General features: G+C 52.2%; 22 protein-coding genes. 12 read left to right on the forward strand and 10 right to left on the reverse strand.

Going from position 1 to position 22114, the window contains the following annotated elements:
* The 4 genes from GX030_10015 to GX030_10030 form a co-directional block, all read right to left on the reverse strand.
* The coding region (locus GX030_10015; protein ID NLV92709.1) for a 4Fe-4S binding protein at positions 1 to 1343 on the reverse strand (1343 nt) is incomplete at its 3' end.
* Between the two features lie 61 nt (positions 1344 to 1404).
* Positions 1405 to 2091, reverse strand: coding sequence for an L-ribulose-5-phosphate 4-epimerase (locus tag GX030_10020; protein NLV92710.1), 687 nt, complete (start codon positions 2089 to 2091; stop codon positions 1405 to 1407).
* A 26-nt stretch (positions 2092 to 2117) separates the two neighbouring features.
* Complete coding sequence (locus GX030_10025) at positions 2118 to 3905, reverse strand: phosphoenolpyruvate carboxykinase (protein ID NLV92711.1); 1788 nt, start codon at positions 3903 to 3905, stop codon at positions 2118 to 2120.
* A 382-nt stretch (positions 3906 to 4287) separates the two neighbouring features.
* The gene (locus GX030_10030; protein ID NLV92712.1) at positions 4288 to 4788 is read right to left on the reverse strand and encodes an ECF transporter S component; all 501 of its coding nucleotides are present in this window, start codon (positions 4786 to 4788) and stop codon (positions 4288 to 4290) included.
* Between the two features lie 114 nt (positions 4789 to 4902).
* Between GX030_10030 and GX030_10035 the strand changes: the two genes are divergently transcribed.
* Entirely contained in the window at positions 4903 to 5427 is a 525-nt protein-coding gene (locus GX030_10035; protein ID NLV92713.1) for a transcription repressor NadR, read from the forward strand.
* 115 nt (positions 5428 to 5542) lie between these two features.
* On the opposite strand, the gene GX030_10040 is transcribed toward GX030_10035, so the two are convergent.
* On the reverse strand, positions 5543 to 6211 hold the full coding sequence (locus GX030_10040; GenBank protein ID NLV92714.1) for a hypothetical protein: 669 nt from the start codon (positions 6209 to 6211) through the stop codon (positions 5543 to 5545).
* Between the two features lie 284 nt (positions 6212 to 6495).
* Between GX030_10040 and glgP the strand changes: the two genes are divergently transcribed.
* Together glgP and GX030_10050 are read left to right on the forward strand one after the other, a co-directional pair.
* The gene (gene glgP / locus GX030_10045; GenBank protein NLV92715.1) at positions 6496 to 8145 is read left to right on the forward strand and encodes an alpha-glucan family phosphorylase; all 1650 of its coding nucleotides are present in this window, start codon (positions 6496 to 6498) and stop codon (positions 8143 to 8145) included.
* Between the two features lie 91 nt (positions 8146 to 8236).
* Positions 8237 to 9358: a M20/M25/M40 family metallo-hydrolase gene (locus GX030_10050; GenBank protein ID NLV92716.1), complete on the forward strand. Its 1122-nt coding sequence runs from the start codon at positions 8237 to 8239 to the stop codon at positions 9356 to 9358.
* Positions 9359 to 9431: 73 nt separating this feature from the next.
* Here the strand turns inward: GX030_10050 and GX030_10055 are convergent, their stop codons facing one another.
* The 5 genes from GX030_10055 to GX030_10075 form a co-directional block, all read right to left on the reverse strand.
* On the reverse strand, positions 9432 to 10004 hold the full coding sequence (locus GX030_10055; GenBank protein NLV92717.1) for a manganese catalase family protein: 573 nt from the start codon (positions 10002 to 10004) through the stop codon (positions 9432 to 9434).
* Between the two features lie 3 nt (positions 10005 to 10007).
* Positions 10008 to 10283 carry a spore coat protein CotJB gene (locus tag GX030_10060; GenBank protein ID NLV92718.1) on the reverse strand — a complete coding sequence of 92 codons (276 nt, stop codon included), beginning with the start codon at positions 10281 to 10283 and terminating at the stop codon, positions 10008 to 10010.
* A 46-nt stretch (positions 10284 to 10329) separates the two neighbouring features.
* Complete coding sequence (locus GX030_10065) at positions 10330 to 10467, reverse strand: spore coat associated protein CotJA (GenBank protein ID NLV92719.1); 138 nt, start codon at positions 10465 to 10467, stop codon at positions 10330 to 10332.
* Between the two features lie 140 nt (positions 10468 to 10607).
* Entirely contained in the window at positions 10608 to 11969 is a 1362-nt protein-coding gene (locus GX030_10070; GenBank protein NLV92720.1) for a glucose-6-phosphate isomerase, read from the reverse strand.
* Between the two features lie 94 nt (positions 11970 to 12063).
* Positions 12064 to 12903: an SDR family oxidoreductase gene (locus GX030_10075; protein NLV92721.1), complete on the reverse strand. Its 840-nt coding sequence runs from the start codon at positions 12901 to 12903 to the stop codon at positions 12064 to 12066.
* A gap of 194 nt (positions 12904 to 13097) precedes the next feature.
* Here GX030_10075 and GX030_10080 point away from each other — a divergent pair, with 194 nt between their 5' ends.
* The 9 genes from GX030_10080 to GX030_10120 form a co-directional block, all read left to right on the forward strand.
* Positions 13098 to 14588: an aminotransferase class I/II-fold pyridoxal phosphate-dependent enzyme gene (locus GX030_10080; GenBank protein ID NLV92722.1), complete on the forward strand. Its 1491-nt coding sequence runs from the start codon at positions 13098 to 13100 to the stop codon at positions 14586 to 14588.
* Positions 14589 to 14731: 143 nt separating this feature from the next.
* Positions 14732 to 15685 carry an NGG1p interacting factor NIF3 gene (locus GX030_10085; GenBank protein ID NLV92723.1) on the forward strand — a complete coding sequence of 318 codons (954 nt, stop codon included), beginning with the start codon at positions 14732 to 14734 and terminating at the stop codon, positions 15683 to 15685.
* 215 nt (positions 15686 to 15900) lie between these two features.
* Complete coding sequence (locus GX030_10090; GenBank protein NLV92724.1) at positions 15901 to 16317, forward strand: EamA family transporter; 417 nt, start codon at positions 15901 to 15903, stop codon at positions 16315 to 16317.
* A gap of 45 nt (positions 16318 to 16362) precedes the next feature.
* Complete coding sequence (locus GX030_10095) at positions 16363 to 16767, forward strand: hemerythrin family protein (protein NLV92725.1); 405 nt, start codon at positions 16363 to 16365, stop codon at positions 16765 to 16767.
* Positions 16768 to 17227: 460 nt separating this feature from the next.
* Positions 17228 to 18259 (forward strand): ABC transporter permease, encoded by a 1032-nt coding sequence (locus GX030_10100; protein ID NLV92726.1) that lies wholly within the window; start codon positions 17228 to 17230, stop codon positions 18257 to 18259.
* Complete coding sequence (locus GX030_10105) at positions 18259 to 19098, forward strand: ABC transporter permease (GenBank protein NLV92727.1); 840 nt, start codon at positions 18259 to 18261, stop codon at positions 19096 to 19098. The genes GX030_10100 and GX030_10105 overlap by 1 nt, the downstream gene beginning before the upstream one ends.
* A 1-nt stretch (position 19099) precedes the next feature.
* Positions 19100 to 20101 (forward strand): ABC transporter ATP-binding protein, encoded by a 1002-nt coding sequence (locus GX030_10110; protein ID NLV92728.1) that lies wholly within the window; start codon positions 19100 to 19102, stop codon positions 20099 to 20101.
* Positions 20050 to 20877 (forward strand): ABC transporter ATP-binding protein, encoded by an 828-nt coding sequence (locus GX030_10115; GenBank protein NLV92729.1) that lies wholly within the window; start codon positions 20050 to 20052, stop codon positions 20875 to 20877. Before GX030_10110 ends, GX030_10115 begins: the two co-directional genes overlap by 52 nt.
* A 239-nt stretch (positions 20878 to 21116) precedes the next feature.
* Positions 21117 to 22114 (forward strand): ABC transporter substrate-binding protein (locus tag GX030_10120; protein ID NLV92730.1); only part of this gene is annotated, 998 nt, incomplete at its 3' end.

The following is a 22114-nucleotide window of genomic DNA, read 5'->3' on the forward strand; positions in this document are numbered from 1 at the left end:
CCGGTCACGTCGGCCTCCTTGCGAGAGGAAAGGTGGACGTCCCGTAGGTATCTGGTCAGCATTTCTCTAGCCCGAGAGTTACTGCTGGCAGTGGTAAAATCTGCAGTGTTGCTGTGGACCTTTACCCGCTGGGCGGCGATCTCCACCGGAACTAAGGTACCGGGACCTCCAACACAGCCACCGGGGCAGCCCATTCCCTCCATGAAGTTAGCGTCTATATCCCCTGATTCCACTGCCTTCAGGATTTCCATACACTGTTTGAGGCCGTTGCCCTTGGTGGTTACCACCTCCAGGTCCGGTTCTCGTTCACAGATCGCCCGCAGGATCGCTTCGGACACTCCCCCGGTATGGGCATAGATCCGCCCATCCCGTGAGGCATCATGAAGCTGCCCCACTTGCTCCTCCCTGCAATCGGCGAAATCGATTCCAGCCGCTGCAAGAATATCCCACAGCTCTTTAAAGGTCAAAACCAAATCCACGGCATCGGCCAAGTCCGGCTGTCTGGCTTCGGCCCTTTTTGCTAAGCAGGGCCCGATAAACACCACCTTGGCTTGGGGTTGCCGAGCCTTAAGCAGTCTTCCTAGGGCCACCATCGGTGAAACCGAGTGGGAAACCAGGTGAGCGATCCTTGGTCGATGCTTCTCCACTAGCTTGACAAAGGCGGGACAGCAGCATGAGGTAATCATAAACTCTTCGCCGGCCTTGGTCCGCTCGATATACTCATCGGCTTCTTGGAGGGTAATCACGTCCGCGGCCATGGCAACTTCCCAAACATCGGTAAACCCCAATTTCAGCAAAGCCGTCTTAAACTGGTTGACAGTAACACCCTCCTCCAGCTGTCCGACAAAAGCTGGAGCTACGGCAGCGTGAACGGACACGCCCTGCTGCCTTTCCCGGATCAGCGTCACCAGATCCATGCACTGGGATTTAGCAGCAATGGCTTGGGATTGACAGGCACTGATGCAGAGCCCACAATCGATGCATCTTTCGGGATCGATGCGGCGTTGTCCCGTCTTTTCATCGATCACAATGGCCTCAACCGCGCAGGCATCGTGGCAATCGCCCTGCTCCGGTGCACAGGTACACAGCTGGGGATCAATGGAAATCCAAGCTCCGTCGGAATAGACTATCTCTTCCTCAGTACCCAACTCCCGAAGCAGCCTTGACTGCAGGGACTGCCTCAGGCGATCGAAATCTGGTTCCCCTTCACCCAGGGTTTCAGCCAACAAGGGCTCCAGATAACCTTCGGTAATGACAATGGGCTTGTGCAAAGCATCCTTGGCAATCTTGACTAGCAGGCGATGGTGCAAACGGTCAGCCCTTTGCTGAAAGGATTGGGTCATCCCAAATCACCATTCCCTTATGATAGTGGTTTTAGTTTAGCCCAGCCTACCAGGACTCATCCTATTTCTGTCCATAGTAGGCGTCGGCACCATGCTTGCGCAGAAAGTGCTTATCAAGGAGATAGTCACTTAGGCTGGCAACCTCGGGATTAAGCAGCTGCGTAAACAACGCCAACTTGGCTATTTCCTCCAGGACAACCCCGTTGTGTACCGCCTCCTGTGGATCAGCGCCCCAGGCAAAGGGCCCGTGACCGGCCACCAGCACACCAGGCACGGAACTGGGATCGGATCCTGCCAAGGTCTCCACAATCACCCTCCCAGTATTGGTCTCATAGTCCCCTTCCACCTCGGAGCGGGTCATCCCCCGGGTGCAGGGCACCGAGCCATAGAAATAGTCAGCATGGGTGGTGCCCAAACAAGGAATCGCCCTTCCTGCTTGGGCCCAGACCGTAGCCCAGGTGGAATGGGTATGCACCACTGCCCCCAGAGCGGGCAGGGCTTTGTACAGCTCCAGGTGCGTAGGGGTATCCGATGAGGGATTAAGCTCCCCTTCTACCACTTGCCCATCGAGGCTCACAACCACCATATCAGCGCTGGTCAATTGGGCATAGGGAACTCCACTGGGCTTAATTACCACCAATCCCAATTCCCGGTCGATGCCGCTGACATTTCCCCAGGTGTATTTGACCAACCCCTGGCGGGGAAGCTCCACATTCGCCTGCCATACCCTTTCCTTCAGTTCCTGCAAGGCCTTCAATGCTGGCTACCTCCCTGTTACTTGCTCTCACATGTTTTCTGAATGAAACTAAGGAGTGCCTTGGCAGCTGCCTCTGGCCCCTTTTGCTCCATTCCCGATAACCCCAACTGAGTCAACAATTCTCCCACAATCACGTTGGTTTCCATCATCCGGTTGATAAACTTCCCGGCGATCTCCTCGTGCTTTTCCCGCTTCTGGATAGCGCCAAAGGGGTTGGAAAAGTATGTGTATACTAGTCCCTGTTCATCGGTGGTTCCCTTGGAGAGTCGGGCACCCCGGCTAAACACTTGCAAAGCATCTTCCGGATCATCAAACACCCGGATACAAGCCCCTTCGTTGGCGACCATCTGGTAGTTATTGGCATACAGGAACATATCTACCTTCCAGGGGCGAATCACATCTTCATAGGGGGTAACGGGAATCACCACCCTAGCATTGGTCTTGTGGGGGTTCATGAAGATACTGCGTTGAAACTCCTTGTAAGCAAAACCCGGTTCCAGATCATCGAGGCGCAGGAAGGCACCGATTTCTGTCCCGATTCCATAGACGTTGCCATCGGGGCCAATGTGTAAAGAGCCCATATCGTCGAAAACTACGATGAGTTCCCGCAGATACTCATCGGCCAAGATGCGAAAGGCCTCGATGGACTCCGACTTACCGGCTCCACTGTCTCCCATCAAGATGACATTGGCCACACCGCCCTCTTTGAGGTCAATGTGGGCCATAGCCCCATGAACGGGTAACATCCCCCGTTCGATCATAATGGTGTTATGCAGGGTGAGGATCATCTTCTTCACATACCCGAAGTAATCGACCTCATCGGTGCGACCCACCACTCCCAATACCACGTTATTTTCATGATCCTCATAGTACACCGTTTGGTCTTCACCAAGGTCCTCAGGATCTACACCGAAGACCAAGATGGCGTCGGGCCGATGGCCAACAATTTCCAAGCGATCTGCCAACTCAAAAAGGTTGGCCATAGACACTGCCAAGGACATATACCGCTTATGAAAGTGCATGAAAATCAGCAGTGGGCCCACTTTGACGGGAAAGCAGTACCAATCCTCTCGATTGATCCTAGTCCGACACAAAGGATTGGAGTCAACGGGTTTGAATACCCCTTGGCGAACGTTGCGCTTGGGGTAATATACCAGGGGCGGTTCGATCACAGCCGTTTGGATAAAGGGAATTCCCGCCAGCTGATCATAGGGATAAGGCAGGGTGTTCCAATCCAACTGCTGCAGCAAAAGCCCGGCGCCGCTACCGGCGGGCAGCTGCCGATAGACCCGAGGAATTGAGCCCTGCAGATTGGCTACGATACCTCGGTATGACTGAAGAACCAACCGCTTCAAGCGGTCGATGGTATCGATAAATTCATTGTGTTTTTGTGACAAGCTCTTGGTATCACCATCATTGTCATCGGCAACCAGGAACCGTTGGTGCTCTCGCCAGAAATCATAGAGTCCTTCAACAAATTCACGATACTGCTGCCGGTTGACACTATTGATCTCTTGAATCCCCACTTGCCCGGCGATCAGGGACAGCCCTTGCTCCGACAACAAGGACAGGAACAGGGCCAAACGATCGATGTCGTACTTGGACCCCTTGTTTTGCTCCTGAGCAGATTCCTCTACCCGAAACACCTCCAGGGCCGCCAACAGCGGAGAGTCATATCTATCTAAACGGGCTACGTATCGGGTCAGGAGTTCGCGAAATAGGTCGCTGGCGATTATCTCTTGCGTATTGGTGCAGAGTTGATCACTGCGAATTATCACCTGCCAGTTGTGGACTTTGGTAGCCAAATCTATCACTCCCAAGAAGTTTTCAGTACAATAGTACCTGTATGCAACAAATCACTAGAACCGGTACTTCCGGAACTAGTGAATTTGGTAACCTGACCCCCCAATGAGCATGCCCATGACGGGAAGGCCCACTATGAGATTACTCATGATGAGGTTGCTCGGAGGGAAATCGCCAAGTCAAGGAATTAACTTGTGGTTACTGGAAAAGAAAGGCAAAGAAGCTAATTTGCCTACACAGAGGGGAGATTGACAAGGACGAAAACTATATCCTTTATTTTTCTTCTTGGATTGCCATATTCCTCTTGAGCCCGAGAAAACAAAAGGGGTTGTACCCAAGGAACTACGAAGAGTTCATTGGCAACAACCCCGCTGGAACATGGGTTTACCGCCGATCGATGACGAATTTCACTCCCGCCTTGGACAAGGCACTGTACAGGGAGACAGCAATGACACCATCGAGAAGATGATGGAGAATCGTGCCGATCCCCACTGATACCACGGCAGTGGTCAGGTCAAAGCCAAAGGGCAATACCACCAGAGCTTCCCCCAGACCGTGGATCGGTGCCACGGCCAGGATCACTTGCCACGGTGAATAGCCCTTACGCCACAGGTAGGCTCCCGTTACTGCCCAAATTATGTGAATGAAGGCACGAGCCGCTACGATGGGCCCCAAGGTAATCAAGAATCCCAAAGTCGATCCCACCCCAACAATGGCCGCAATCCCGGGACTAATGAACATCGCTAACATACTAGGAACGTGGGTACCCAGTGTGGCAGAAAAGGGTGGAATATATATCTGGAGCCATCCAGCAAAGGCCAAGGGAATCATGATGGCAAAGGCTGTGAGCAGTCCACCGATAACCAATTGCTTGGTCTTAGCCATATTTGTTTCCTCCTCTCCACGCCTATTATATAGTAAATGCAGCTGTCTTGTCACTAGTAAAGGCACAAGATAATTGTGTTATAATGGAATAACCAGAGCGAGGAGGGATAGGTCATGAGTGCCCAACAGCGTCGAGCCCAACTGGTTGCCCTCTTACAGGATAGTAATCTGCCGATCACCGGCGCCAATCTAGCCAATATGCTGGGAGTCAGCCGCCAGGTAATTGTAACCGATGTCGCCATCTTGCGGGCAAAGGGAACCCAAATCCTGGCTACACCCCAGGGATACATGCTGACCGGCAATAGTGGAGACAAGGTCTCAAGAACCATTGCCGTTAAACATGCCGCCAGCCCACAGATAATCAAGGAAGAGTTGGACCTAATCGTAGACAACGGCGGATTTGTTCGAGACGTAATCGTAGAGCACCCCTTGTATGGGGAAATCCGTGGACTGTTAATGCTCAAGTCCCGCAAGGACGTTGCCGAGTACTTGGAGCGGATGCAAACCCACGACGCGGAACCTCTATCGGTACTCACGGAGGGAGTCCACCTGCACACTATTGAAGCTGACGACGACGAAACAATCAAGCACATCGAGGAAGAATTGGCCAAGGCTGGATATGCCCTAGACCTTGAATGACAACAAGCGGGCAGCTGATAGCCTCCTAGCTCAGCTGCCCGCTTTTCATATCGGCAAGACATGGGGGCAAAATCGCCGGCGAAGCAACTGGTCTCACCCTGAGTCAGCCCGTCACCTAATCTTCCTGCTTCAGTTCCTTCTTGATTAGATCGACAGCCTCATCGGGGCTGTCCATAAAGGCCAAACATCCCGGCATCGGCTCCTGGTCTTCCCCCTCGGGTAACTCCAGTGTTTTCTCCCAGGTGTCAATGAACTCCTGCCACCGAGCTTGATCGGCTTCGCTCATCAAGTCAACATCGGCAGCGGTAAATTCTCGATGAAGCTTGGCATCCTCTTCACCGGACAACATCTGATCGGCAATATTAAACAGAATCATGTCTTCCTTTTGGATATGGCGAGATAAATGGGCCGTGTACCGGAGAATGGCATCGGCCAGTTCCTCTCGATCCTCGGTCGCGATGTCTTCACCCTCCCCTTTGACAATGGTATTAAGGATAGTATCAATCTCCCCGACGTAATCCCGCCCCATCACGTGTTCCCTAATCATCACATCGACGGGGCCACCGGGTGGTAGGCCCTTTTCCCGCAGGCGGGGAAAGAGCAATTCCTCTTCTTTTCCGTGATGAAACATGTCGGCATATTCCCGAGCAAATTTTACTCCCTGCCGCAAGAGGTCCAAGTCAACCTCTTCCCCTGCCCTCACCTTAGCTGCAGCACAATCCAAAATCCGCAAAACCCGCTTAATCTGTCGGTGTTCCTGGCGCAGTATATCTGTTGCATGCATTGCTTGTCCTCCCATCGCACTAGCCTGGCATCGATACTGCCCGGCGACTTCCTACAGTTAATTTATACCCCCATCAAGGACCGCGCTAACTTGTAAGATTTGTCGCAGGACAGAACGTATTAGAGAAGGAGTGGATTGGCCAATTAACTAGGCGCTAGTAAAAAGCTTGCCAGAAACTGCCAGGACCCAGTCGAGGTTATCTATCTCTGGAAAGGCGTACCCTCTATATGAGTGTGCAATTTCCACGGGTTATGTAGTTTTTGTAGAACGAAGGAGGAGTACCCATGAACTCTCTACCAAGAGTCGCCTATTTCTGCATGGAGTACGGCCTACACGAAGATCTCGCCATTTACGCCGGTGGTCTGGGAATTCTCGCGGGAGACATCCTCAAGGCTGCAAAGGACTTAAACAAACCGATGGTCGGGATTGGTATTCTCTGGGCAGAAGGGTATACATATCAAAGGTTAGATGATCATGGTTGGCCCTATGACGCCTTCCCTCCCCTGCAACGGGATGGCTTAGAGGATACCGGGGTCATCATTCATGTCGAACTGCGAGGAGATGTTGTCCCAGTCAAGGTCTGGAAAACCGAGCGATATGGCAACGTTCCCCTCTATTTGCTGGACACCGATGTCCCCAACAGCAGCTACGGCTGGATTACCCGACGCCTCTATGGAGGTAGTGATTACGACCGCGTAGCCCAAGAAATCGTTCTCGGCGTCGGAGGTGTCAGAGTCCTTCGGGCCCTCAACATTCCCGTTGATGTCTATCACTTCAACGAAGGTCATGCGGTTTTTGCCGGAATCGAACTAATTCGAGAGAAGATGGAACAAAGGCAGATGAGCTTTGACCAAGCTTGGAAGAAAACCATTGAAGAATGCGTCTTCACCACCCATACCCCAGTCATGGCAGGAAATGAGTCCCATGACCATGGCCTTCTGCGGGAATTAGGAGCCTACGGACCCCTTAACTACGAGCAGATGAAGGCCCTGGGGGGAGATCCCTTCGCGATGACCGTCGCCGGTTTACGCCTTTCCCATGTGGCCAATGGTGTTGCCAAACTGCACGGCAAGACAGCCCGGACGATGTGGGACGATGTCTGCAACCGGGCACCGATTGTGGATATCACCAACGGAGTACACACCGACACCTGGCAGGATGCCGAGATTCGGAAGGCATACTACTCTGGAGTAGGATTGTGGGAAGCCCATGTCAGAGCCAAGAAGCGGCTAATCCAAGAGGTCAAGGAACAGACGGGAGTCCAATTGGATCCCGATGTGCTGCTAATTGGATTTGCCCGCCGGGCTGCTCCCTATAAGCGCAGCGACTTGATTTTCCATCGTCCGGAGGTAATTGAGCCCTTGCTAGAGGATCGACAACTGCAGCTGGTGTTCTCCGGCAAGGCCCACCCCATGGACGAAACGGGAAAACGGATTATTAGTAACCTGGCCAAGGTAACCCGGCGCCATCCCGATACCGTTGTGTTCCTGGAAAACTACAACATGAGAATCGGTCGACTGATGACTGCCGGAAGTGATGTCTGGCTCAACAACCCGAGAAGGCCCTTAGAAGCCTCGGGAACCTCGGGAATGAAGGCGGCGATGAACGGAGTCCTGAATTTCAGTATCCTTGACGGATGGTGGCCGGAGGGTTGCATCCATGGCGTCAACGGCTGGCAGTTTGGTGGGGGCTATGAAGGGCCGGGACAGACGGAACACGATGTAGCCAGCCTGTATGAGGTCCTACTGAAGGAAGTGCTGCCCACCTACTACGAAGATCCCGCCCGCTGGCAGGCGATGATGCGGGCCAGTATCGATATGTCCATAGAGCGCTTCTCGGCGGCCCGTATGGTTCAAGAGTACTACAACCTACTGTACTGGCCTCAAACTACCGTCCGAAAGGTGCAAGAGGCCAAGGAGCTGGCAGTCACCTAGCCCCTTCGGCAGGGGATGGGATCTGACTTGTCAAACTATGGTCTAGGACCAAGTCCCTTGGGACTAAACCATAGGAAAGCAGGTAAGAATCATGGACTCGATTCAAGTTAACGAGCAAAGACTAGTAGACAACTTCTGCAAGCTAGTCCGCATCGATAGTTCCACTGGAAAGGAAAAACTGATCGCAGAAGAGCTCAAGAGACAATTAGCGGATTTAGGGGCAGCGGTAAGAGAAGATGATGCCGGGACCACCTTTGGCGGCAACTGTGGAAACCTGATTGCCAAGATTCCCGGTACCAAACCGGGGCCAACCTTGCTGCTGTCGGCTCACATGGACCGGGTAGAACCGGGCCAAGGCATCAACCCGGTAATTACCGATGGCATCATTCGCAGCCAAGGTGACACCATTCTTGCGGCCGATGACGTAGCAGGAATCGCTGAAATTCTAGAAGCCCTAAGGGTAATCAAGGAGAACCAACTGCCCCATGTCCCCGTAGAAGTGGTCTTCACCGTGGCCGAAGAAGGAGGACTCAAGGGAGCTAAGGCCTTGGACACCCAGCAGCTGGAATCCACCATGGGCTTTATGCTCGATGGCGGCGGACCGGTGGGTACCGTCACCGTCCAGGCTCCAGCTCAAACAGGAATTACCGCCACCTTTCACGGTAAATCGGCTCACGCCGGAATTGCTCCCGAAAAAGGGATCAACGCCCTTGTTGCCGCCGCCTTGGCTGTAGCCAAGATGAAGTTGGGACGAATCGATGAAGTAACTACAGCAAACATCGGGGTTCTAACCGCGGGACAAGCCACTAACATTGTTCCCGACCGAGCCGTCCTCAAGGGTGAAGCCCGCAGCCGCAATCCCGAAAAGCTGCGAGCACAGGTTGAGCACATGGTGGCTTGTATCAACGAGGCCTGCAGCCAAACAGGAGCCACTGTAGATCTAGACGTGGTCGACAGCTACCCAGCCTTTCAGCTCGGGGAACAGGAACCCGTAGTGGAGCTTATCACCACTGCCTGCAAGCAAGCTGGGATCCCGGTACAGCTGGTGGGAAGCGGTGGCGGTAGCGATGCCAATATCATCAACGGTAAGGGTATTCCCTGTGTGGTCCTGGGTATGGGATATGAAGATGTGCACAGTACCAATGAGTCCATCCCCACAGACCAGTTGGTCAAGGGAGCCCAGCTGATCGCAACCTTACTGCAGATCGCCTAGACCTTAAGTTCACAATCACGAGATGAAGCACCGCTGCCGGGCTCAGCGGTGCTCAACCTTTCTTAAGGTAGCTTTACATATAATGAGGGCGTTGATAATGGTCCTGAAGCTTGCGCAGCGTCTCACCAAAACGCTGGAAGTGGACAACCTCCCGCTGCCGGAGGAACCTTAAGGTATCGGTCACCCCCGGATCGTCGGACAAGTTAATCAGCCACTCGTAGGTGGATCGGGCCTTTTCCTCTGCTGCCATGTTTTCGTACATATCAGTGATGGGATCGCCCTTAGACTGAATGTATGCCGCGGTCCAGGGCACCCCGTCACCGTTGACAAAGTACAATGCCTTGTCGTGATCAGCGTAGTAGCCCTCCATGCCCGCTTCCTTGATTTCCTCTATCGTTGCGTCCTTAATCAAGTGGTACACCAGAGCGGCAACAATCTCCATATGGGCTAATTCCTCAGTCCCGATATCGGTGAGAACCGCCACCCCCTCTTTGATGGGCATGGTGTACCGCTGAGTCAAGTACCGCAAAGATGCAGCCAATTCTCCGTCGGGCCCACCGTACTGGGTGATAACAGCCTTTGCCAACTTCGGATTGGGACCCATAACTTTGACGGGATACTGCAGTTTCTTTTCGTACAACCACATTCCCTAGCCCCTCCTCACCATCGCGAAATTGATCTCCCAGGGCCACGGCCGATCCAGCCAGCGCCAACTACCCTCACTGGGAGAGTGACCGAAGTTGACTAACGGCCCAAAGATCTTCTCATATTCGTCCTTAACAGCATTAAACTGACAGCTCAGTCGATTAAAGATACCTAAAGCCCGCATATCCTCGGGATGGGTATCCAGGTAAAGGTTTAGCTCGACTAAAGCAAACTCCAGGTCCATCAAGTCCTGAAGCAATTCCAATTCCTGGGGATGCATCTCTTGCTCGATCCTCTCCACCGCCAATCCTCCTTTCAATGGCTAATTACCGTTCCTTCCGCCGGTAGGGTCTGTACAATTCGGGAAAGATTGTGCCTCGCATTAATCCCACCTCCGGTGGCCACAATCGATCCAACCGTTGGATGGGAACATAGGCTTGGGCCAGTTTGAATCTGGGACCCATTTCCTCAGCCTCCTTTCGTATCGTCGCAATATCCTATTCGTCTTCAGGAGCATTGGTCAAAGAAAAAAGCCACTTCCCCACAAAGAGGAAATGGCTATTCACAATTGCTCTTGTCCTAGCTTGTCTTAGCTTGTCCCCACCTAGCTTTTCTGCAACTCCAAGAGCTGAGTGAGGGCCTCTTCAAATCCCGGTTTACCCAACAATGCGAACATGTTCCGCTTGTAGGCCTCTACCCCAGGTTGATCAAAGGGATTGACTCCCATGAGGTAACCGCTGACACCGCAGGCCTTCTCGAAGAAATAGATCAAGGCGCCGCAATGAAACTCCGTCAGCTTCGGAATGCTCACTAGCAGGTTAGGCACTCCGCCATCGATGTGGGCCATGATCGTGGCCTCCATCGCTTGCTTGTTGACATAATCTAGGGTCTTGTTGGCCAGATAGTTGAGACCATCCAGATTAGCAGGATCCTCGGATATTGTCAGGTCCTGCCTGGGCTCTTCCACCTTCAGTACCGTCTCCATCAGGAAACGTCGACCCTCTTGAATATACTGACCCATGGAATGCAGGTCCGTAGTGAAGTCCACGGAAGCTGGGAAAATCCCCTTGCTGTCTTTACCTTCACTTTCTCCGTACAGCTGCTTCCACCATTCCGAGAAGTAATGGAGATTGGGCTCGTAGTTGACCAACAACTCGATCAGGTATCCCTTGCGGTATAGGCAGTTGCGGACCGCCGCATATTGGTAGGCCTCATTCTCCTCCAAGTCTGCTTTGGCGTAGGCCTGCCGGGCCCAAGCGGCACCCTCCAACAAAGCATCGATATCAAACCCAGCCGCGGCGATGGGCAGCAGTCCCACAGGAGTGAGGACAGAATACCGCCCGCCAATATCGTCGGGGATCACAAAGGTCTCATACCCCTGCTCCTCCGCCAAAGTACGCAACGCACCCTTGGCCCGGTCGGTAGTGGCATAGATGCGTCGACTAGCCTTTTCTGGACCGTACTTGGCTTCCATCCACTCCTTCATAAAGCGAAAGGCTAGAGCCGGTTCCGTGGTGGTTCCCGACTTGGAAATCACGTTGACGGAAACGTCCTTATCTTCTAGCAGGTCAAATAATTCCCGATGATAGGTAGAACTAATGCTGTTGCCAAGGAAATAAATCTCAAGCCGACGGTCATCGGTCCGAGCCAGTAAGTTGCTGAAGTTGTGACCCAACATCTCAATTACGGCCCTGGCCCCCAGGTAGGAGCCACCGATACCAATCATCAGTAGCACATCAGAATCACTGCGAATCTTCTCCGCTGCTTGCTTAACTCGAGCAAACTCTTCCCGATCATAGTTGACTGGAAGATCGATCCACCCCAAGAAATCACTACCGGGACCCCTTCCTTCATGAAGGGCCTTATGGGCAGCTGCAACGGAGGGTGCGATGTTAGCTAGCTCATGTTCTGCAAGAAAGCGCGATACCCCTGAATAATCGAACTGCAAATATCTTCCCAAAGACATCACCCCATCTAAAAAAGGCCTTACTCGCCGATTTTACACTAGTAACACAAAAATTACAAGCTATCCTGAAAATCCCACAACAATCTTGGTAATACTAAAATTTTATTCGATAAAATACACGAATCGCCCATTCCTTCAGGGAATCCGGTAGTAACCGAGCCAAGGTCAAGAACTGCCGTGAAGCAAAATCTCCCGCAGGATAACGCCCTTTGCGCCCCTGATCCTCCACCGCCTTCCAGACCTGACGGGCGACTACCTCCGGTCCAGGAGCCCTGCGGAGATTCACGTCAATGGTTTCCCAACTGGCCTTCAGCCAAGGCTCGTAGGGAGACTGGCCGCCTTGTACCTGGGGCGCAAAGGTTGTGGCATTGTTAAAGTTAGTATTGATATCTCCCGGTAGGATACTCACGACTTTTATTCCAAAGGGACGCAATTCTTGCCGCAAACCTTCGGTGAAGGCTTCCACGGCATGCTTGCTGGCAGAATAATGGGTCTGATAGGGGATGACTAATTTTCCCGCTAGAGAACTGATGTTAATAATCATCCCCTGCCTCCGCTCCCGCATATGGGGAACCACTGCCTGCGTCACCCGCAGAAGTCCAAAGACGTTGAGGTCAAACTGCTTGATAGTTAACTCCATCGGCATTTCCTCGATAGGACCGTACACCGCCCCACCGGCATTGTTGACCAACAGATCAATCGACTGGGCCTGCTCAAGGATTTTCTCTACCCCGTCGGTCACCGAAGCATCGTCGGTGACGTCCATGGCCACAAATCTCACCCGGTCTCGCAGCTCTTGTGGCAGGCTCTCCACCCGGTCCAAGCTCCGGGTTGTCCCCCACACCCGATATCCTTGCTCTGCCAGCAGCATCGCAATGGCAGCGCCAATACCGCTGCTGGCACCGGTGACCAGCGCATTACCCCTTGTTGTCACGATTCTCCCTTCCTCCTCAATCGATGAATAATACCAGCTTGGAGACACTAGTGAGTGTCCGCTACCAAGCCCAAATATTCCTCTGGGTTTACATATAATTTACTTTCCTAACTAGGAACCCCGCCATACAACGAGAATACTAGCTAAGTTGTCCTTAGCTAGCTTGTATCGGTGCATTGAGGTGATCATCGTTGATATATGGATCCTACTTAGATCGACAAAAACAATGTCCCCTCCTGTCGGGGCTGTTGGCCCATGCCCGGAGCAACCCCACTCAATTCCATATTCCCGGACACAAGGGGGGCAAGGGCATGGATCCCCAATTCCGGAAACTCATCGGGGACAAAGCCTTAGCAATAGATTTGATCAACATCACCCCTTTGGACGATTTGCACAACCCAACGGGGATCATCCGCGAGGCTCAAGTGCTGGCCGCGGAGGCCTTTGGAGCCGAACACACCTTTTTCTCTGTCCAAGGTACCAGCACCGCAATCATGGCCATGATCATGTCGGTGTGCAAACCGGGAGACAAAATCATCGTCCCCCGCAACGTTCACCGCTCAATTCTTTCGGCCCTTATCTTCTCCGGAGCCAAGCCCATTTTCCTGCATCCGGAAATGGATCATAAAATCGGAATTGCCCATGGAATTACTACCAAAGCGGTGGAAACAGCTCTCATCAAGCATCCCGACGCCAAAGCAGTGCTGGTGATCAACCCAACTTATTTTGGCATTGCGGCCAACCTCGCGGATATCGTCGAGGTTGCCCATCGACATGGAGTCCCCGTCCTCGTCGATGAAGCCCATGGGATCCATATCCACTTTCATCCGGACCTACCGATGTCTGCGATGCAAGCCGGTGCCGATTTGGCGGCCACCAGTGTTCATAAGTTAGGCGGTTCCCTAACCCAGAGTTCCGTGCTCAATCATCAGGGTAACCTGGTCAACTATCGACATGTGCAATCGGTACTCAACATGCTGACCACTACCTCTACATCATATTTGTTGTTGGCTTCCCTGGACACCGCCCGCAGACAATTGGCATTGAAGGGTAGAAAGCTGATTAGCAGGGCTCTGGCTCTAGCGGAAAAGGCTCGCCAAGCCATCAATAAGATCCCCGGCCTATACTGCGTCGGTCCGGAAATTCTTGGCTCTGAAGCCACCTATGACTTGGACCCGACGAAATTAATGATCCACGTTAAGGAATTGGGACTGACGGGACACGATGTTGAGGTATGGCTGCGCCAGAACCACAACGTCGAAATTGAGCTCAGCGACATGTACAATATTCTCTGTGTGGTTAGTCTAGGAGATGACAAGAAAACCATCGACAAGCTAATCTCTGCCCTCAAGTCCCTCAGCGATGAGTTTTATCCCGTGCGCAAGGAAACGGATCCCATTCGGGTGACGGTACCGGAAATTCCGGAGTTGGCAGTTTCACCGCGGCAAGCCTTCTATGCCGACGTCGAGACCGTTCCCTTAAGGGAGTCCGTTGGCAGAATCGTTGCAGAGCTGATCACCGTTTATCCACCGGGAATTGCCATCGTTCTCCCTGGAGAAATCATGAGCGAGGCCAATCTGCAGTACATTATCGAGAACATGGAAGCAGGACTGCCGGTGATGGGACCCCAGGACAGAACCCTGGCTACCCTCCGAGTGATCAAAGACGTGAAGGGCATTGAGTAACCCCTTCCCGGCGGCAGGATAGTTCGGCCCTGTCCCGAATGTGGATGTATCAGTGAAAGTTTTTGGCAGCAGCACAATAACTGATAATTCTGATTGGATACTAAGTTAAGTAAGGATGAAGAAGATCTAGGAGGTTTGGGAACATGCTACTAAAGGATCTATATGCCCTCGCCATCGCCAAGGGTATCGAGGCCGATCCCCGGGGCCGGGAAGAGGTAGAGAGAATTCTGAAGGAAGCTAAGCAGGAGTACGAAGAACTATCGGATTCAGCCAAGGAAGAATTTGATCGGGAACAATTGACCAATCCCTATGCCGATACCAGAATTTCCTTTGGCGATCCTGAGCTTGAGGTTAACCGCTTGATTACCGGCGTCGATGTCGATACCAGTGAGTTGCTTCTGGTCAACGAACTCAACCGCCAAGGTCGAGACATCGATCTCGTTATCGCTCACCATCCCGTGGGTTTGGGACGGATTAACTTCAAAGATGTCATGTACATGCAGGCGGACATGATGGCTAACTTCGGAGTCCCAATTAATGTTGCCGAAGCGATCTTAGCTCCTAGAGCGGCAGAGGTAGGTCGTGCTGGGTTGCCGGCTAACCACTATCGGGTGGTGGACGCGGCTCGTCTGCTGAACATACCGGTAATGTGCATGCACACTCCTGCCGATAACAATGCGCAGCTGTTTGTACAGAACCATTTGGACCAGGCAGCACCGAGAACCCTCGATGACGTAGTCGAGGCTCTCAAGGAGATTCCCGAATACAAGCAAGCTGCCAAGATGGGAATTGGTCCCACGATTCTAGTGGGCAATGGTAAGAACAGAGCCGGAAGGATCGCCGTCATTATGACCGGTGGCACCGGTGGTCCCGCGGAAGATATCGAAGCTTTGGTCAACGCCGGAGTAGGCACCATTGTCGAGATGCACCTATCGGAGGAGAAGAGAAAGTTGGCTGAAAAGCATCACCTCAATGTTGTGATCGCCGGTCACATGGCCAGTGACTCGCTGGGGATGAACCTGATCCTCGACGAATTTGCCAAGCAGGGAGTTGCCATTGAGACCTTCTCGGGGTTGATCCGAGTCAGCCGTAACTAATTTACAGGGAAAACAGTTTGTCTGAGAAAGGAGCGTTGTCAAACCACTAGCAGGTAGTGGCAGCGCTCCCTTTTTTTCTGGGCCCAGGGTCCTTCCCTGGACTGCGGGCTAGTTTTTCTGCCATCACGTTACTTGTCAGGCGTTAAGGTCCTAGGATCTGGGTAAGAAGGATATACGCACCAGAATTTTCTTCCAGAAATATTGGGGGTCATGGTATGTGGGCTGTGTATGCTTTGTTATCTGCAGTATTTGCAGCGCTGACGTCGATCTTGGCGAAGATCGGTATCGAGGGTATCAGCTCCAATTTGGCTACGGCGATTCGGACCGTAGTTGTGGTGATAATGTCTTGGGGTATTGTGTTCATCACCGGGGTACAGAATCAAATCTCCAATCTGAACCAACGTAACTGGCTCTTCTTGGTTCTCTCGGGACTGGCTACGGGATTCTCATGGCTCTTTTACTATCGGGCCCTACAGATTGGTGAAGCCTCCAAGGTTGTTCCGGTGGATAAGTTCAGCGTGGTCATCTCCATGGTATTGGCCTTCATTATCCTCAAGGAGCCGGTGACCACTAAAACCGTGGTTGGTGGTTTACTGATTACCGCAGGTACCTTTGTCTTAATCCTGCAATAGACAGTCAGGGCAGTATACAAAAAAATGGCGATGGGGTGAGAGATTATGGCAATTGCATGGACTCCGGACTTAGCGGTAGGCGTCGAACTCATCGACGAGCAGCACAAAGAGCTCTTCAAACGGATTAATGACCTCTTCGAAGCCTGCAATCAAGGTAAGGGCAAAGAAGCTGTTGCTGAGACCATTGATTTCCTGGAGGACTATGTGGTAGTCCATTTTACCGATGAACAAGCTCTGATGCGTAGACACCGATACCCCCAGTACGAAAGCCACAAGGCTCTCCACGATGGTTTTGTCGAGAGCCTCAAGCAGCTCAAAGAACATCTGGATACGGAAGGCCCTGGGCTGACCTTGGTTCTGAAAACCAACCGAATCGTTGTACAGTGGTTGACGGGACACATTCGCCGAGTTGATACGCAGTTTGCCAAGTTTCTTCATGATCAGGAATAAAATAGACAGGATACGAAAAACAGGTTCCTCCCAGGAGCCTGTTTTTTCCTTTCACCGAGAAGGGGCGGCGCCTCTGGACTTCACGAAACTTGCACATTCTCGGAGCCGAATTTTCAGAGTGTTCCCAATCGCAAGTCTTCCGCGGTCAAAAAACCAGAAAAACCCCATGGTAACACCGTTACAGCCCTTCTACTCCGGGAAACTATTAACTTTTTGTTAGCGTTTCTTGTAAAATCAGGCAGGATTCTCCTGCAATGTCTGTAATTTTCAATATAACAGAAAAGTCTCTGCTGTCCCATTGTTGGTGCTTTTCAAAGGGTTCTAGGGAAAGGCGGGTGATGAGAAGGCGACGGGATTGAGACTAACAGATTGTCCCGATTGGGACATTCCAAGGCAGGAACCTTAGTTGGAGGCAGAGGGCAACAATGAATTTTACTCAATACTCTTTGGATGTGAGAACATGCTAAAAAGTGGATTTCAAAGGTACTTAGTCAACAAATTGGCCTGGTACTTGCTCGCGTTCATCGTAGCCATGGCGTTGAATTTCTTCCTCCCCCGGCTCATCCCCGGAAACCCGGTCCAAACCATCATCACGCAGATGTCCCAGGGAAGCGGCGGGGGCGGCGGAGTCAGCAGTGCTGCTCTTGAGCGGCTCTACGAGACCTTCATGGAAGAGTTCGGTCTCAATAAACCAGTACATATCCAGTTCTATGAGTACGTCAGGAATGTACTGAGCGGGAATCTGGGAACGTCGTTCATGTTGTATCCCGGAAAGGTAATCGATTTAATTCGAGAGGCCCTTCCCTGGACCATAGCAATCCAGGTTCCAGCCATCTTATTCGGATGGCTGATCGGGAACACCCTCGGTGCCCTATGCGCCTATAAAGGCGGACGTTTTGACAGCACCGTGTTCACAACATCGTTATTGTTTTCCAACATCCCGTATTATTGCCTCGCCATCATTTTCGTCTATATCTTTGGCGTAGAGTTGGGATGGTTCCCCCTAGCTGGAGGTCACAGCTGGGGAATGTTCCCAGGGCTTTACTGGGAGTTCATTGTTGATGTCCTGCATCACTGGCTCCTTCCCTTCATGTCTATGGTGTTAGTGGCAATCGGAGGGCAAGCCATTGGGATGCGGGAGATGTCGATTTACGAACTGACCACGGACTACGTCAACTACTCCAAGGCCCTTGGCTTAAGGGATAGCAAAGTAGTTCGGTACGTTTTCCGCAATGCGATGTTACCGCAAATCACCGGATTAGCCCTGTCCTTTGGTACGATGCTGGGCGGAGCTTTGGTGACGGAGTCAGTCTTCTCGTATCCAGGGATGGGTAGTCTGCTCTTTTCCGCCATCCGGCAAAATGACTACCCAGTAATTCAGGGAGTCACCCTGATTCTTACCTTTACGGTACTACTCGCTAACTTTCTAGTTGATATCGCCTATGGATTCATTGATCCTCGAGTTCGGGCGGCTCAGATAGGAGAAAGATAATGGGAGAGGTACTTACTTTACTATTTAGATCAAGACGATTTATCGCTGGGCTGATTATGTTCATTTGTGTCCTTGCCTTCGGGCTCTTCGGCCCCTTCTTCTCCGACATCAATCCCTTCCAATCCGTCGGAGGGCTCTATGATTCACCCTCCAAGACAGCTTGGTTGGGAACCGACAACTTGGGCCGAGACGTATTTACGGGATTAATGTATGGAACACGAACATCCCTTCTCATTGGCCTCATTGCCGGTTGTATCGCCACGTTAATCGGTGTGACGATTGGCAGCGTTGCCGGATATTCCGGGGGTCTATTGGATGAGGCTCTGATGGGCTTTACCAACATCTTCATCACCATTCCCCCCATCGTCATCCTGATTCTCATTTCTGTGGCCGTCGATATCCGATCGGCACCGGCGATGGGAGTAATCATTGGAGTCACCGGTTGGCCCTGGACCGCCAGAGCGGTGCGGGCCCAGACCTCCAGTCTGCGGACTCGCGAACACATCGATGTTGCCCGTATCACTGGAATCGGTCCCCTAGAGATGATTCTGACAGAAGTATTGCCCTATATGTTTTCCTACATCTTTATGGCCTTCATCCTGCAGCTAAGTAGCGCTATTTTGAATGAAGCTACCTTGAGCATGTTGGGACTAGGTCCCAGCCAGACGGTCTCGTTGGGGATCATGCTGCAGTGGGCCTTGCTGTGGGAAGCTGTAAGAACAGGAGCTTGGTGGGCTTTCTTGCCACCGGTGTTCTTCTTAACGGTGATTTCCTTCTCTTTGATGTTGATGAACTCTGGTATGGATGAAGTCTTCAATCCAAGATTAAGGAAGAGCTGACATGAATAAATTGATGACAATCAAAGATCTGAAAGCATATTACCGATTGGTCGATGGCCGAGAGGTAAAAGCGGTAGATGGTGTTTCCTTAGAACTGTGGGAAAACGAAGTCCTTGGCATTGCCGGCGAATCCGGTTGCGGCAAGAGTACCTTGGCCAACGTTATCGCCATGATGCATCAACCGCCGCTATATGTGCGGGGAGGCGAGATGTTTGTTAACGGCGACAACGTCTTCTCCCTAGACCAGGAGAGGCTGAGAAAGTCTGTCCGGGGAACCTATCTGTCGGTGGTTCCCCAGGGTGCAATGAATGCCCTTAACCCAACACAGAAGATCAGTTCCTTTGCCGTCGATGTCATCCGAGAGCACTACCCGGAAATCTCCAAGGCCGAAGCCATCGAGCGGACTAGGCAACGCCTAACGGAACTGGGGCTTCCCGAGCGGGTCTTAAATCTATATCCCCACCAGCTCAGTGGCGGGATGAAGCAGCGGGTGATCATCGTTATCTCTACCCTGCTGAATCCCAAGGTGCTGATCTGTGACGAGCCCACTTCAGCCCTGGATGTAAGCTCTCAGAAGGTGGTAATCCGGTTGCTGGTTACCCTGCTGCGGGAGGGCATCATCCGCAGCATAGTGTTTATCACCCACGAACTGCCCCTTCTGCGGCACTTCGCGGACCGGATCGCCATCATGTATGCCGGTAAACTAACGGAAGTCGGACCGATGGAGGACGTGATTTTTGACCCGGTACACCCCTATACGTCGGCACTGATGAGTTCCGTACTCACTGCTGAAGTAGGCACCAAGGAAAAGACCATCGTCGGTATTCCCGGTGTACCCCCGGATTTGAAGAATCCACCGGTGGGATGTCGATTCAGTCCAAGGTGCCCCTATGTGATGGAGAAGTGCAAGACCCATGAGCCCAATCCCGAAACGGTAGGTGACAGAACGACATGGTGCTGGCTAAATCAGAGCGAAGAAATCTCAACCGAGATACCATCTTAGATGTCCGTAACTTGACCAAGGTGTTTGGTAGCGGAAGAAATGCCACCGTTGCCGTCGACAACATCTCCTTTAGCATCAAACGGGGGGAAGTCATTTCTCTCCTGGGGGAAAGCGGCAGTGGCAAGACAACCACCGCTCGGATGCTGCTGAAGCTGATGCAACCTACCTCGGGAACCATTCTCTTTAGCGGTAGGGACATCACCTCACTGAAGGGCCGACAGGAATCCAAAAAGTATTGGACCCACGTACAAGCGGTGTTCCAGGATCCCTTTTCCTCCTTCAACAGCTTTTATTCCGTGCGGACCTTCCTGGGCAACGCCTTTCGGCTGCTTCCCCACCAGCCCAGTGCTCAGGAAAAGGAAGCAATGATTCAGGAGTGCATGAAAAACGTCGGTCTCAACGCGGACGAACTGTTGGATAAACGTCCCCATGAGCTCAGCGGCGGTCAACGACAAAGGATCATGATTGCTCGGGTCCTGCTTATCAATCCCGATGTTCTCATCGCCGACGAGCCGACGTCGATGATCGACGCGTCCAGCCGAGCTGGAATTCTTAACCTGTTGCTGAATTTGCGAGAAACTATGGGGATGACTATTATGTTCATTACCCATGATATCGGGCTTGCTTACTATACCAGTGATCGGCTGTTGATCATGTCTCAAGGCAAGATCGTCGAACAGGGAGACGCCGATGAGGTGATCACCAACCCCAAGGATGAGTACACCAAGCGATTGATGAATGACGTTCCCGTCCTAGAACGGCAATGGGATTTGTAGCTGCAAAGAAACATCCCCCTGGACAGATAGAGTAAGACAAGATAGCTGAGCTTTTGTCCGTCTTTGCATTCCGGCGTGGTTTTCGGTCTCAGGAAAAGCCTTGACTGCTCTTCCTGTAGGTATATCCGAAATTCACACTGAGGAGGTGATTCTGGCAAGCTACTTCGCATGGTCACCAATCGAGTTTGACCTAGCCTGGCTTAGACATCAGCACTCTATGATCTGAAAGGAGACTAAGCATGCGTAGATTCATCGGTGTTCTACTAGTCACGATACTGGTACTGTCCGTTGCAGCTATCGGTCATGCCGGTGCCCCCTTGCGACTACCGCGGGAGGAAACCTTGTATAAAGCCGGAGAGCATTGGGGCCCACCCACCAACTGGAACCCCTTTGTCACTGCTAATGCTTGGCCAACGGACGATGACTACAGCCTCTATGAGGGTTTGTTTGGCTACAGCTTCCTCACCGGTAAGTTGGAGCCCTTCTTGGGCAAGAGCTATGAGTGGGATGGCGACGTGGTCAGGGTAACCATGCAGCCCGGTACCAAATGGCAAGACGGTACCCCCCTCACCGTAGAAGACGTGCTCTATACCTTTAATTTAGGTAAGAAGTACGCCCTTGCCTTCAGCCCCCTGTGGGACTGCATCACTGAAGCCAGGAAGGTAGACGACCGCACCTTTGAGTTGGTCCTCAACCCATCCAATCCCAACCGGGGTATGGTTGAGCAATACCTAGGTACCATTAGGATTGTACCGGAGCACATCTGGAGCAAGGTTGAGGAAAAAGACGGCACTGTGATCCGCTTCGATAACACCGAGCCGGTAGGTTCCGGTCCCTACAAGCTGATCTTTGCCAACCAACAGCAAATTATCCTGGAGCGGGATGACAACTACTGGGGTATTCCCATCTACGGAAAGCCTGCTCCCCGCTATTATGTACACCCGATTTTCAAGAGTAATGATGCCGGTAACCTGGCATTTGAACGAGGACAAGTTGACTGGTCCCAACAGTTTGTCCCCGAGATCTGGAAGATGTGGGAAGACAAGGGTCTACCCGTTGGCACCTGGTTCGATGAAGAACCCTATTACATGCCAGCTTCCATTCCATCCCTGTTCATCAACGTCAACAGGTATCCTTTGAACATTCCGGAGGTCCGTAGAGCCCTAGCATACTCCATTGACTATGCTAAGGTCGCTGAGACCGCCATGTCTCGCTACTCCATCCCGGTGTACTCCAG

The organism is Bacillota bacterium (genome assembly GCA_012727955.1).
Classification (GTDB): Bacteria; Bacillota; Limnochordia; order DTU087; family JAAYGB01; genus JAAYGB01.

Excerpts from the sequence above, each read along its gene's own strand:
- GX030_10030 (NLV92712.1), bottom strand. The coding sequence starts at position 4,788 with ATGGCTAAGACCAAGCAATTGGTTATCGGTGGACTGCTCACAGCCTTT.
- GX030_10035 (NLV92713.1), top strand. The coding sequence starts at position 4,903 with ATGAGTGCCCAACAGCGTCGAGCCCAACTGGTTGCCCTCTTACAGGAT.
- GX030_10040 (NLV92714.1), bottom strand. The coding sequence starts at position 6,211 with ATGCATGCAACAGATATACTGCGCCAGGAACACCGACAGATTAAGCGG.
- glgP (NLV92715.1), top strand. The coding sequence starts at position 6,496 with ATGAACTCTCTACCAAGAGTCGCCTATTTCTGCATGGAGTACGGCCTA.
- GX030_10050 (NLV92716.1), top strand. The coding sequence starts at position 8,237 with ATGGACTCGATTCAAGTTAACGAGCAAAGACTAGTAGACAACTTCTGC.
- GX030_10055 (NLV92717.1), bottom strand. The coding sequence starts at position 10,004 with ATGTGGTTGTACGAAAAGAAACTGCAGTATCCCGTCAAAGTTATGGGT.
- GX030_10060 (NLV92718.1), bottom strand. The coding sequence starts at position 10,283 with ATGCATCCCCAGGAATTGGAATTGCTTCAGGACTTGATGGACCTGGAG.
- GX030_10065 (NLV92719.1), bottom strand. The coding sequence starts at position 10,467 with ATGGGTCCCAGATTCAAACTGGCCCAAGCCTATGTTCCCATCCAACGG.
- GX030_10070 (NLV92720.1), bottom strand. The coding sequence starts at position 11,969 with ATGTCTTTGGGAAGATATTTGCAGTTCGATTATTCAGGGGTATCGCGC.
- GX030_10085 (NLV92723.1), top strand. The coding sequence starts at position 14,732 with ATGCTACTAAAGGATCTATATGCCCTCGCCATCGCCAAGGGTATCGAG.
- GX030_10090 (NLV92724.1), top strand. The coding sequence starts at position 15,901 with ATGTGGGCTGTGTATGCTTTGTTATCTGCAGTATTTGCAGCGCTGACG.
- GX030_10095 (NLV92725.1), top strand. The coding sequence starts at position 16,363 with ATGGCAATTGCATGGACTCCGGACTTAGCGGTAGGCGTCGAACTCATC.
- GX030_10100 (NLV92726.1), top strand. The coding sequence starts at position 17,228 with ATGCTAAAAAGTGGATTTCAAAGGTACTTAGTCAACAAATTGGCCTGG.
- GX030_10105 (NLV92727.1), top strand. The coding sequence starts at position 18,259 with ATGGGAGAGGTACTTACTTTACTATTTAGATCAAGACGATTTATCGCT.
- GX030_10110 (NLV92728.1), top strand. The coding sequence starts at position 19,100 with ATGAATAAATTGATGACAATCAAAGATCTGAAAGCATATTACCGATTG.
- GX030_10115 (NLV92729.1), top strand. The coding sequence starts at position 20,050 with ATGGTGCTGGCTAAATCAGAGCGAAGAAATCTCAACCGAGATACCATC.